General features: G+C 72.0%; 9 protein-coding genes. 5 read left to right on the top strand and 4 right to left on the bottom strand.

Features of this window, described 5'->3' with window-relative positions; translation table 11 throughout:
* Positions 1-14: 14 nt before the first annotated feature.
* Positions 15-980 (bottom strand): pirin family protein, encoded by a 966-nt coding sequence (locus DSC45_RS03300; RefSeq protein ID WP_119286942.1) that lies wholly within the window; start codon positions 978-980, stop codon positions 15-17.
* Positions 981-1,094: 114 nt separating this feature from the next.
* Between DSC45_RS03300 and DSC45_RS03295 the strand changes: the two genes are divergently transcribed.
* Entirely contained in the window at positions 1,095-2,555 is a 1,461-nt protein-coding gene (locus DSC45_RS03295) for an FG-GAP-like repeat-containing protein (RefSeq protein ID WP_119286940.1), read from the top strand.
* Positions 2,556-2,618: 63 nt separating this feature from the next.
* On the opposite strand, the gene DSC45_RS03290 is transcribed toward DSC45_RS03295, so the two are convergent.
* Both DSC45_RS03290 and DSC45_RS03285 read right to left on the bottom strand, forming a co-directional pair.
* Positions 2,619-3,344 carry a class I SAM-dependent methyltransferase gene (locus DSC45_RS03290; protein WP_119286939.1) on the bottom strand — a complete coding sequence of 242 codons (726 nt, stop codon included), beginning with the start codon at positions 3,342-3,344 and terminating at the stop codon, positions 2,619-2,621.
* Between the two features lie 77 nt (positions 3,345-3,421).
* Positions 3,422-5,077 carry a sigma-70 family RNA polymerase sigma factor gene (locus DSC45_RS03285; protein ID WP_119286937.1) on the bottom strand — a complete coding sequence of 552 codons (1,656 nt, stop codon included), beginning with the start codon at positions 5,075-5,077 and terminating at the stop codon, positions 3,422-3,424.
* Here DSC45_RS03285 and DSC45_RS36765 point away from each other — a divergent pair.
* Positions 5,058-5,870, top strand: coding sequence for a methyltransferase domain-containing protein (locus DSC45_RS36765; protein WP_346426641.1), 813 nt, complete (start codon positions 5,058-5,060; stop codon positions 5,868-5,870). The two genes, DSC45_RS03285 and DSC45_RS36765, sit on opposite strands and share 20 nt — an antisense overlap.
* 16 nt (positions 5,871-5,886) lie before the next feature.
* Here the strand turns inward: DSC45_RS36765 and DSC45_RS03275 are convergent, their stop codons facing one another.
* A complete protein-coding gene (locus DSC45_RS03275; protein WP_119286935.1) occupies positions 5,887-6,792 on the bottom strand; it encodes a LysR family transcriptional regulator in 906 nt (301 codons plus the stop codon).
* 133 nt (positions 6,793-6,925) lie between these two features.
* Here DSC45_RS03275 and DSC45_RS03270 point away from each other — a divergent pair, with 133 nt between their 5' ends.
* From DSC45_RS03270 to DSC45_RS03260, 3 genes are all read left to right on the top strand, one after another.
* Positions 6,926-7,555, top strand: a complete 630-nt coding sequence (locus DSC45_RS03270) for a LysE family transporter (protein ID WP_119286933.1) — start codon at positions 6,926-6,928, stop codon at positions 7,553-7,555.
* A 198-nt stretch (positions 7,556-7,753) separates the two neighbouring features.
* Positions 7,754-10,330 (top strand): ATP-dependent Clp protease ATP-binding subunit, encoded by a 2,577-nt coding sequence (locus DSC45_RS03265; protein ID WP_119286931.1) that lies wholly within the window; start codon positions 7,754-7,756, stop codon positions 10,328-10,330.
* Positions 10,331-10,534: 204 nt separating this feature from the next.
* Entirely contained in the window at positions 10,535-12,604 is a 2,070-nt protein-coding gene (locus DSC45_RS03260; protein ID WP_240434412.1) for a SpoIIE family protein phosphatase, read from the top strand.
* The last annotated feature ends 6 nt before the right edge of the window (positions 12,605-12,610 follow it).

Genomic DNA, 12,610 nt, shown 5'->3' with positions numbered 1-12,610 from the left:
CATGTCCGCGCAGGTCAGCGCACGCGACCCCGTGGCTTGAGCGGGACCGGTGGGAGCTGCGGCGCGGGGAGTGGCGCCCCGTCGTAGCCCTTCACCTCGCCGAAGCGTGTGCCGGACATCCAGTCCTCGCGGGCCTGGGCGATGTCGTCCTGCGAGCGGCCGATGAAGTTCCACCACATGACGATCTCCTCCTCGAACGGCTCGCCGCCGAGCAGCATGATCTCGGCGTCGGACTCGGCGCGCAGCGGGAGTCGGGTGCGCCCGCAGCCGAGGTACAGCATCGAGCCGGGCACCATCGGTACGCCGTCCACATGTACTTCGCCGGACATCGACAGGACCGCGTACTCGAAGTCCGGTTCCAGCGGGACCGCGAGATCCGCACCCTGGGACAGGGCCAGGTCGGCGCCCACGAGAGGTGTGAAGGCGGTACCCGGTGAGGTCGCGCCGGCGAGTGTGCCGAGCAGGACGGTCGCGGTCAGGCCGGGAGCGGTGACCTGGGGGAGATCGCCGTGGTACTCGAAACGGGGCTCCGTGTGGCGGTGCGCGTCCGGCAGCGCGACCCAGAGCTGAGCGCCGTGCAGGTACTTCGCATGCGACTGGGGACTCTCCTCGGAGTGGCTGATCGCCCGGCCGGACGTCATCAGGCCGAGCTCCCTGGGTCGTACGGTCTGCACGCTTCCCTCGGAATCGCGGTGCAGCACTTCACCGTCGTGCAGCCAACTGACGGTCTGCAGGCCGGTGTGCGGATGCGGAGGTACCTGCATGCCGGGCTCGTCGGCGATGTCGTCCGGACCGTAGTGGTCGACGAAGCACCACGCGCCGACCATGCGGCGGCCCAGATTCGGCAGCAGACGGCGGACCTCGGTGGATTCGCCCAGCATGACGCGGCGCGGTGCCAGGAGCTCGCGCACGGGTTCGGCGACGACGAATCCCCGGCCGCCGCAGACGGACGGTACGGCCTCACGGTCAAGGTTGCTCATGGCCCACAACCTAGTGCCCGCGAACGACCCGCTCACCCCGCCACGACTCACCCGCAAAGTCTCACGCAGGGGGTTCAGGGCGGGGCGGGCACCGACCGGTGCCAAGCTGAGCGCATGAAGTCACGCAACGTGCTGAGTGCCCTGACCGCCCTCGCCGCCCTCGCCGCGCTCGCCCTGGTCACCGGATGCGGCGACGGCGGTTCCGGTGCGTCACCCGAGCCCTCGGGCGAGGACAGGGCGCCGGCCTCGATACCGGGCGTCCCGGGCGAGAGCAGGCAGCCGCCTGCCGGCAAGCGCTCGAAGGACCCCGACGACGTCAACGGCGACGGGTACCGGGATCTTCTCGTTCCGGCATTCACCAGCGCGGACCCGGACGCCGAGGACCGTGAGGACCGGATCGCGGTGGTGTTCGGTTCCGCCGAGGGCCTCGACCCCGTGACCCGCACCGTGTACGGGAGGAGCGATCTCGGTCTGCCGGCACCGCAGGACGACGCCTACGGCAAGGAATCCATCGGTGCCGACGACGTCGACCTGGCCGATCTCGACGGTGACGGCTTCCCGGACTTCGTGTCCTCCGTGTCCGGCGATGTGCCGGGCGGCGGGGAGCGGGACCGCGGCGAACTGCACGTGTCCTGGGGTGGGCCGCAGGGTCCGAGTCGCGACTCCCGGACCACCGAGCTGCAACTCCCCTCGAAGCTCGGGGAGTTCGGTGTCGAATCCGCCGAGCGCGGCGACTTCGACGGCGACGGGCATCACGACCTCGCCGCTCTCGGACACGACGAGACGTCGTCCCTCGTCGTGATGTACGGGCCCTTCACCCGCGCGGGCGCACCCGCCCGCAGTGACCACCGGCCCTGGGCCGACGCGACTCCGATCGCCGACGACATCGACCCGTCGGGCAAACACCGCGCCACCTCGCTGCTGTTGGAGGGCGGGAACGACGGCGAACAGTCCGGCAACACCCTTTACCCTGCCTCCACCGGCGGCGGACTCGCCTCGAAGAGCAAGGAGTTGCGGGTCGGCAGCGCTCACGCCTTCGGTGACTTCGACGGTGACGGTACCCGCGACATCGCCGTCGGCGACGACGGTGGACGCAACGACGAGCCAGGGACCGAGAGCGAGGAATCGGACGTCGACGGTTCCCTGGCCGTGTATCCGGGCGCCGGCGGCGACCCGGTCAGGCACCTGCTGCCGAAGGTGCCGAAGGGCGCCGCCACCGGCTACGGCCCCGGTGGATACGTCGCGGCCGACCCGGACGGGGACGGCCGCGACGGCGTACTCGTCGCCACCTACGAAGGAGCCACGCTGATCGACGGTGACCGGCGGACCGTGGTCCGTCGCGACGTGCCCGCCCGGGTCGACGGCGACAAGATCCCCAAGGCCGGGCGGCACGCACGCCCCGCCGCCGCAGCCGACTTCGACAAGGACGGCAAGGACGAACTCGTCATGCACTGGTCCGGGGACGGGCTCTTCGGCCTCTACGGCGAGGAACCCACCCACTGGTGGATCACCGAGGGGACAACGGCGAGAGACGCCACGTCGTTCGCGACCACGGAGTTCGCCACCGGGTCGTGACCGGAAAAGCCAGGACTCGCGCTCACGCGCCGGCCGGCCGGTCACTCGGCCGGCGCGCCACGCTCACAGCCGGCGCGCCACCAGAACGAATTCCTTGCCCGGCCGGTCCGGAGCGTCCCGCACCTCCTCCACCCCGAAGCCATGAGCCGCCAAGTCGGCCTCGATGTCCGCCAGTTCGCGAAACCGCAGCGTCGAGTCCGATGTCAGCGTCTCGGCATCGGATGCGAAGACGTAGGTCCAGCGGAAGCTGACCAGTGGCAGGTCGACCTCGGTCAGCTCCACCCAGCTGTCGATGCGGCCGACTCCCGGCACGTCCGTGACCCGGCGGGAGCGCTCCGGTGTCCACTCCAGCCAGGCGCGCCGCGCCGGGACACGCGTCTCGAAGACCAGGCGGCCGCCCGGCCGCAGCGCCCCGTGGGCGGCCCGGAGCGTGGCCTGCCACATCGCGGGCGCCTCGATGGCCTGGGCCACGTTCGCCGTCATCGTCACCAAGTCGGCTTGCAGGGGCGGTAGTCCGGTGGCGTCCTGGCACAGCCAGCGGACCGCGTCGGCGCCGGGTCTGCCCCGTGCGACGTCGAGGGATGCCCGGGCTGGGTCGACGCCCACGACGTCGAGGCCGAGCCCGGCCAGGCGCAGCGCGAACACGCCGGTACCGCATCCGATGTCGAGAACCGTCCGGGCGCCGAACTCCTCCGCCATCCGCACGTAGGCGTCCAGGTCACTGCGATCGGGGTCGAGCGGGTCGTAGACCGCGGCGAGTCGCGGGTGGGCGAAGCAGGCGTCGGGCATGGCGACGAGGGTAGGCCGCGCCGCGGTCCGGGGCTCTCGATTTTCGCGTTCGTGACGGGATACGGCACGGGCGAGGGTCAGAGCTTCGCGCCGAACACCTGGGTCCACCAAGGGCCGCCGCCCGCTTCGTGGATGCCGACGCCGATCTCCTTGAAGGAGCAGTTGAGGATGTTCGCGCGGTGTCCCTCGCTGTTCATCCAGCCCTCCATGACCTGCGCGGCGGTCTGCTGGCCGCGGGCGATGTTCTCGCCGTACGTGCTCCAGCGGTAACCGGCCGCGGTGATGCGGTCGCCCGGGTCCTTTCCGTCCGGGCTGGTGTGGTCGAAGTAGTCGCGGGCCGCCATATCGACCGAGTGGCGACGGCCGGCCTCGTGGAGCGTGGAGTTGGCGGTGACCGGACCGCAACCCTGCTTGGCGCGCTCGGAGTTGACCAGTGCGACCACCTGTTCCACTTTGCCGCTCGGTGCGGGTGCCGCGGGGCGGGTGGGCTTCGGCTCGGGCTTGGGTGCCGGCTTCTTGGTGGGCTTGGCGGTGGTGGGTTTCGGCGACGGCTTCGCCGAGGACTTGCTCGGTTTCGGGGAGGGCTTCTCGGACGTCTTGCCGGGGGAGGCCTCGGGGGTGCGGCTCGGTGTCGTCGGGGACACGGCCGCGGACCGGGCGCCGACCGTGTCCCGCTCCCTTTCGTCCTGATCCGGCCAGGTCGACAGGTACACGGCACCACCCGCGGCGGCGAGTACGGCGACGGCGGCGACCACGGTGGTCCGGCGCCCCTGCGCCGTCTTCCGGCGGCGCGGAGTGTGGCCGCCGACCGGTCCGGAGACACCCGGGTCGCCGTACGAGGCCCCGGTGAACCCGGTATCGGCCGAGTGCCCGGCCTCCCCGTACCCGCCGTCGGGCCCCGCCTGATACGACGCGGCCGTCGGCGCCGAGCCGCCCGAACCGACCCCGCCGGCCGCGAAGTGAGCGCCCGCCGCACCTGCCGGTACGAGAGCGAGACCGACCAACAGCCCCTCGGCCGGGACGAGTCCGGACCAGTGACCCGAACAGGCGGTACAGCCCCGCGCATGCCGCGCGATGCGCTTGCGCCACAGAGCCGACGGCGATCCGTCCCAACCCGCGACCAGATCGGCGAGCAACACACACCGCGGGTCCGCGTACAGCGCACGCACCACCACCCGCGCGGTCTCCAGCTGCGCCTTCATCCGCTGCACCCGAACCGCGGTGTGCTGCGCGGAGAGTTCCAGCGCCGCAGCGACCTCCGCCCTGGACAGTTCGCCGGCGGCCTCCAGCCACCACAGCGAGAGCAGCGCCCTGTCGTCCTCGTCCAGCCAGCGGGTGGCCTCCGCGACCTCGCGCCGCTGGCCGGAGAGCCCGAGCCGCACGATCGTGAGATCGACGAAATCCACTCCCGGGTCGGCGACGTCGTGTGCTTCGTGCAGGCCGCCGCCGGGTATCGCGCCGAACCGGCGTTCCCGCCAGTGGCCGCGTATCTGGTTCATGGTGATGGCGACCAACCAACTGCGGAAGGTGTCCGGATCACGCAGGGCGGGCAGCCCACCGAGCATCCGGATCATCGTCTCCTGCACCACGTCGTCCACGTCCGCGTGGCCGTTCAGGGCGCGGCCCACGATGTTGTAGACCAGCGGTAGGTACGCGGCCACCAGCCGGTCCTGGGCCTGCTGCTCGCCCGCCTGTGCTGCTCTGATCAACGCCGTGTCACGTTCGCTGCTCACGTGCCGTCCCCTGCCTCTGTCTGCTCGGGCCTGCTCCCTCGACACCTGGGAGACGTCCGGTGCCCGGGCGGATAACAAGAATCGGTGCACCGTCCTGCCGACTTTCACGACGGCCGCCTGCCGTCCGCCCGGCGGCAGCGGTCCATCGCCACCCGCGAGGTCCCGCCGACGGGCTCCCGTGCGCGGGCGATGCCCGCGATCCACCCCGCGGCGCGAGCCGCCGGCCGACCGCGGCTGCAGTCTGCCAGGGGCGCCACCCGATGCCCACACAGGGACGGAGCATTCCGTCGGACCGCCGTGCGTTCCGTCCGGGACGTCCCGCTTCGGCCGGGAAGCGGGCCCGATCCCCGGCGTACGGTCGGCTCTTGGCGCATCTGTCGCCGCGTCTCCGCGCCGCTGTCGAGGCCCTCCCGCTGGAGCCCGGGCTGCGCGTCCTGGAGATCGGCTGGGTCCGGGCGCGGCGGCTCGCGCCGTCGCCGCACGTCTGCGGTCCGGGCACATCGTGGCCGTCGACCGGTCCGCCGCAGCCGTGGCCCTGGCCCGTACCGCCTGCGCGGCCGAGATCGCCTCCGGGCGGCAGACGGTGCGGCAGTGTGCGGCGGAGGACTTCGCCGCGGAGCCGGGGGAGGGGCCGTTCGACCTCGTCTTCGCCTTCCGGGTCGGGGCCCTGGACGGCCGTCACCCGGCGTCGGGGAGGCGGGTGCCGGTCCGTATCGGCGGCGTACTCGCGCCCGAGGGGCGGTTGTTCATCGACGGAGGCGATCCGCTCCGGGAGGTTCGGGTACCTCGGTGACGCGACCCCGCTCGCCTCACCCCAGCGCCGACGCCTCTTCCGCGAGCGCCGCGAGACCTCGGCCGATGACCGGCTGATCCGCGCTCCCGCGGCGCACGCAGGCGACGAGCCGTCGGGTGGGCCGCACGGCTCCGGCCAGCGGCACCCGCCGCACCGCGAGGCCGGGCGGTACGGGTGCCAGCCGCGGCATCAGACAGATCCCGAGTCCGCCGGCGACCAGCGCGACGACCGCGGACCAGTCGACCGCGCCGTGCTCGATCCGTGGCGTGAACCCCGCGGCGACTGCCGCACCGAGGAGCAGCCGATGCTGGTCGGCCGGATCGCCGGCCGCGATCCAGGTCTCCCGGTCAGCGTCGGCGAGCTCCACGCGCCGCTTGCCCGCGAGTCGGTGCTGGTCGGGGACGAGCAGATCCTGTGGCTCCTCGAGGAGCAGACGCTGATCGAAGGCCCGCTCGTCGGGTGGCGGTGAATCCGGGGTCGGGATGACGACCGCGATGTCCGTGCGGCCTGCGAGCAGCATCCGGTACCGGTCCTCGCCCGGATCCTCGCCCAGGTGGAACGTCATCCCCGGGAACCGGGACCGCAGATGCCGCACCGCCGGCACCATCAGCGCCGCGACGGCCGTGGCGACGCCGGTCATCCGCAGCAGTCCGGCGGATCCGCTGCGATGCACCTCGAGGTCGGCGTCGGCTCGCTCCCACTGTGCCTGCAGTACGTCGGTGTGCTCGACGAGCGTCAGCGCGGCCGGGGTGAGCCGCACCCGCCGCCCCTCGGGTTCGAGCAGTCGTACGTCCAACTCGGCCGCCAGCTGGCGTAGTTGCTGGGAGACGGTGGACGGCGTCAGGTGCAGGGCGGCAGCGGTGGCGGTGACCGTGCCCTCGGCGTGCAGGACACGCAGGGTACGCAGACGCGGGTCAATCATGTTGCTCCGTCGAACGGTCATGTGCAGAAACATTCGCTGGTGTCACAAGGTTCACGCGTTCAAGAATGTACCGCGAACCGCCTCCCGGACACCGGCGGACGCCTCCTCCTGCGCACCATGAACGGACTTCGACGTGCTCGAATCAGTACTCGCCGGCCTCTGGGCGGGCTACGGACTGGCCGTCCCGGTCGGGGCGGTCGCCGTGCTCATGGTGGAGGTGACCGCGCGGACCTCGTTCCGGGTCGGCGTCTTCGCCGCCCTCGGCGCCGCGACCGCCGACGCCTTCTACGCCGTGGCCGCACTGGCCGGCGGCGCCGCCCTCGCCACGGCGATCGAACCGTACGCCGGGCCCCTGCGGTGGATCGGATTCCTGGTACTCGCGGGCATGGCCGTACGCATCCTCCTGAGCGCCCGGCGCACCTCGGCCGGACCGGCCGCCACCGCAGGCCCGCGTGCGGCGGGCCCGACACCACCCCGGTCCTACCTCATGTTCCTGGGCCTGACCGCGCTCAACCCCTGGCCTGCCCTGTACTTCGTGGCCCTGATCCTGGGGCGTCAGGCGCAGCAGGGCGCGGGCGGAGCCGAGGCCGTCGCGTATCTCGTCGCCGTGGTGGCCGCCTCGGCGAGCTGGCAGGTGTTCCTGGCCTGCTGCGGGACCGTGTTCGGCAGGTTCCTCACCGGGCCGCGAGGCAGGCGCGTCACCGCCGTGGTCTCCGGCGCGCTGATCCTCGGCCTCGCGGCGGGCATGGTGACGGGCGGATGAGTGGGCAAGGCAGTCGCGTGGCGGCATCCGGGGCAGCTGTACGTTCCGCCGCGCCGCGCCTCGGCGGCGGGGCACTTCCTCGCGTTGCGGGACCTACCCGCTGCTGTTTCGGTGTGAAGGAAGCGCCGTGGCGGGCGAGCCGCGGCGCGCGACCCTGCGCATTCGGGCAGGACACAGCGTCCAAGGAGGCCACAGGCCATGTCGCTCTCGTCCTTCGGTTCGTTCGGCTCCTCCGACCCCTTCGGGGATCTGCTGGGCAGGTTCTTCGGTACGTCGCCGATGGCGTCCCCGCCCGCGGTGCAGCGAGTGCCGATCGGCAGGCTGCTCACCGAGTCCGCCCAGGACCTCCTGGCCAAGGCGGCGGAACGAGCCGTCGCGGACGGCAGCATTGACCTCGACACCGAGCATCTGCTCTGGGCCTGCACCCAGGCCGAGCCGACCCGCACCCTCCTGCAGCGCGCCGGCGTGGACCCCGAACGGCTCGGCCGGCAGGTCGCCGAGGCCTTGCCGGGCGAGGGCTCCGAGGTCTCCGGAACCCCGGACCTCACGCCGGCCGCCAAACGGACCCTGCTGCGCGCGCACGCCATGTCCCAGGCCGCGGAGTCCTCCTACATCGGCCCCGAGCACATCCTGCTCTCGCTCGTCTCCGACCAGGACTCGGCGGCCGCGAAACTGCTGCAGGCGCACGGCGTCGACGCCCGCGCCGTCCTCCAGGAGGCCGGGGAGCCCGGCGGCACGGACACCCAGGCGGCCAAGCCCCCGAGCGACACCCCGACACTCGACGAATACGGCAGGGACCTGACCGCCGATGCCAAGGCCGGCCGACTCGACGTCGTGGTCGGCAGGGCGGAGGAGATCGAGCAGACGGTGGAGATCCTTTCCCGCCGTACGAAGAACAACCCGGTGCTCATCGGTGAGCCCGGCGTCGGCAAGACGGCGATCGTGGAGGGCCTCGCCCAGCGGATCGTCGCCGGTGACGTGCCCGGATCCCTCGCGGACCGGCGGGTGGTCGCGCTCGACCTGACCGGGATGGTCGCCGGATCCAAGTACCGCGGCGAGTTCGAGGAGCGCATCAAGAACGTCATCGACGAGGTCACCGCCGCCTCCGACTCGACGATCCTGTTCATCGACGAACTGCACACCGTGGTCGGCGCGGGCGGAGGCGGCGAGGGCTCCATGGACGCCGGCAACATCCTCAAACCGGCCCTGGCACGCGGCGAGTTGCACGTGGTCGGCGCCACCACGCTCGACGAGTACCGCAAGTACGTCGAGAAGGACGCCGCCCTCGAACGCCGTTTCCAGCCGGTCACCGTCCCCGAACCCACGGTCGCCGAGACCGTCCAGATCCTGGAGGGCCTGCGCGATTCGTACGAGGCGCACCACCAGGTCAGATACACCGACGAGGCGCTCGCGGCAGCGGCCGACCTCTCCGACCGTTATGTGACCGACCGCTTTCTGCCGGACAAGGCCATCGACCTCATCGACACCGCGGGCGCCCGCGTCCGGCTGCGTTCGCTCGGCAGGTCCACGGAGGCCGTGGAGCGCGAGGACGTCCTCACCAAGCTGCGGCGGGAGAAGGACGAGGCCGTGGCGCACGAGGACTTCGAGCGCGCCAAGGAACTCAAGGACCGGATCGCCGGCACCGAGTCGGAACTTGCGGGCATCGCCGAGCGCCGCGAGGGCGTGATGAAGGTGACCGCCGACGACATCGCCGAGATCCTCTCCCGCCGCACCGGCATTCCCGTCGCCCAACTCACCGAGGACGAGAAGAAGCGGCTCCTCAAGCTGGAGGACGCGCTGCACAGCCGGGTCGTCGGACAGGACGAGGCCGTGGTGGCCATCTCCGAGGCGGTACGCCGTTCCCGCGCCGGTATGAGCGACCCGGACCGGCCGGTCGGCTCGTTCCTCTTCCTCGGCCCCACCGGCGTCGGCAAGACCGAACTGGCCAAGGCGCTCGCCGAGTTGCTGTTCGGCGACGAGAGTCGCCTGGTGCGCTTCGACATGAGCGAGTTCCAGGAGAAGCACACCGTCTCCCGCCTGATCGGCGCACCGCCCGGATACGTGGGTCACGACGAGGCCGGCCAGCTCACCGAGCGGATCCGCCGCCAGCCGTACAGTGTCGTGCTCTTCGACGAGGTGGAGAAGGCCCACCCCGACGTGTTCAACGCACTCCTGCAGGTCCTGGACGACGGCCGCCTGACGGACGGTCAGGGACGTACGGTCGACTTCCGCAACACCATCGTCGTGATGACCTCCAACGTGGGCGCCCACCGCATCCTGGCGCACCACGGCGATGTGTCGGAGATCAAGGACGACCTGATGTCCGACCTGCGGGGGCACTTCAGGCCCGAGTTCCTCAACCGCATCGACGAGATCATCATCTTCCACGGCCTCACCGCGGACGATCTCTCGCACATCGTGGGCCTGCTGCTCGACGAGAGCCGTCGCCGGGTGCGCGCCCAGGGCATGGACCTCGAGGTGACCGAGGCGGCCAAGAAGCTCCTGGTCGCGCACGGTCACCAGCCCGAATTCGGAGCCAGACCGCTGCGCCGCACCATCCAGACCGAACTGGACAACCGCATCGCCTCGCTCGTGATCTCCGGCGAGGCGGGGCCGGGCGACACCATCGTCGCCGATGTGGTGGACGACTCCCTGGTCTGCTCCGTACGTCCGGGCGACGAGGCGCAGCGGGAGCAGAAGGCACGGCAGGACACAGCGGCCGAGCGGCCCGCAGGAGCCACGGCGGGCGGGAGCAGTGCCGCGCCCGCAGAATGAGGTGGTGCGCACGGTCCGGCAGCGGTGCGGAGAACGGCGTCGACCGGGCCGCGGCACGGGCCGGCCCCGCGGGACGCGGGTTGGGAGGCCGTCATGAATCACGTCGATCCGGATCACCAGCCGGCCGATGGCCCCCGCTCGCGCCCGGACGACGCGAGCACGCCCAGGCCTGAAGCACCAGCGCCGGCACCAGCGCCCGTTCCCGTGCCTGAAGCCACCGCACCCGACCGCGCCCCCGACATCGAACCGCCGCGTCCCGACCTGGCGCTCGCCGCCAACGGCATGGGCAGCTTCACCTGGCACGTGGCCAGCAACACCATGCGCTACGACGACGCCGGCCTGGCCGTGATGGGCTTCGCCCCCGGCGAGTTCGACGGCAAGCTGCCCACCCTCGGCGAGCGGATGGTGGACGTCGAGCTGCCCGCAGTGGAGGACCAGGTGGGCCGGGCGCTGCGCGACCGCACCGGCTTCAGCCTCTACTTCCGGGTGCGGCTGCCCGGCGGACGGCTGCGCTGGACGCACACCCAGGGCCACGTCGTCTGCGACGCGGACGGCTCACCGGTGCGCGTCATCGGGATCATCCGCGACGCCAGCCAGGAACTGCGCGCCGTCGACCACACCGAGGAACTGCGCCGCGCACGCGACGAGAGACGCCGACAGGCCGACATCGTCCGGCACGTCAGCGACGCGCTCGCCCCCGCCGTCACCGTGGACGACGTCGCAGGCGCCCTCACCAGCACCCAGCTGCTGGAACAGCTCGGCGCCGCCACCATCGTGCTCGCCCTCGTCGACAACGGGCACCTGCAGATCGTCGGTTCCAACGGCTGCCCGCCGGCGTTCGTCCGGGACTTCCACCTCTCCCGCCTGACCGACCCACTGCCGCTCACCGAACCGGTGGTCACCCGTCAGCCGGTCTTCATCACCTCGCGCGACGAGTACCGGGACCGCTACCCGCAGCTGGCGCCCTACGTGGGAGCGGTCTCCCCGACGGCCGTCGCCGTCTACCTGCCGCTGATCGCCCAGGACACCCCGATCGGCTCCGTGGGCCTGACCTACGACGGACGGGCCGGGTTCACCCCGGACGAACGGACCGTACTGACCGCCCTCGGCAAGGTCATCGCCCAGTCCCTGCAGCGCGCCCTGCTCTACGACCAGGAGCACGAACTGGCCGCCGGCCTGCAGACGGCCATGCTCCCGGGGCGCCTGCCGGAGATCACCGGAGTCTCCCTCACCCCCCGGTACCAGCCGGCCAGGGCACGCGGCGGCATCGGCGGCGACTGGTACGACGCGCTCACCCTGCCGGACGGCCGGATCGCCGCGGTGGTCGGCGACGTACAGGGCCACGACGTGACGGCTGCCGCCGTGATGGGTCAACTCCGCATCGCACTACGGGCCTACGCGGCCGAGGGGCACCCCGCCACCACGGTGATGGCACGCGCCGCCGACTTCCTCGCCGACCTGGACACCGACCGCTTCGCCACCTGCCTGCTCGCCATCATCGACCCGCACACCGGCCTGACCGTCACGGTCCGGGCCGGCCACCCCGAACCCGTCGTACGCAGCCCCGACGGCTCCTGCGGCTGGCTGCCCACCCCCGGCGGTCTGCCGCTCGGCGTCGCACCGATGGGTGCCCAGCCTCCGTACCCGGCCTCCGAAACGATCCTGGCGCCGGGGGCGACGCTCGTCCTGTACACCGATGGACTGGTGGAGGCGCGCATGGAGGACCTGGACCGGGGACGCACCAGGCTCCTCGAAGTACTCCGGGACGGCCCACCGGAACCGGACGATCTCGCCGACCACCTGCTGAAGACCATGGGCGCCTTCACCAGCGAGGAGGACGACGTGGCCCTGCTGGTGCTGCGCCGGGACCGGCGCCACCCGGACCGGCTGCCGAAGGTGGAGCTCAGCCTCACCCGCGCCGACCCGGACTCGCTGCGTACCGCCAGAGCCGCTCTGCGCGCCGCGCTGACGCGCTGGTCGCTCGACGAACTCACCGATACGGCCGAGCTGTTGGCCTGTGAACTCAGTACCAACGCGCTGCTGCACACCGACGGGTACGCCATGCTCACCGCGCACCCGGTGAGCGGCGGGCGAGCGCTCCGGCTCGCCGTCAGCGACACCTCGCCCGCTCAGCCGCGGCGCGTCGCCACGACGGACGAGTCCACCTCCGGGCGCGGTCTGATGCTGATCGAGGAACTCGCCGACTCCTGGGGCGTCGAGCCGCGCGGCACCGGCAAACGTGTCTGGTGCGAGATCGCCCTGCCACCCGACTGACGCCCC

It is taken from the genome of Streptomyces sp. YIM 130001, from assembly GCF_003574445.1.
GTDB lineage: Bacteria > Actinomycetota > Actinomycetes > Streptomycetales > Streptomycetaceae > Streptomyces.
This window is presented reverse-complemented; position numbering and strand designations above follow the sequence as displayed.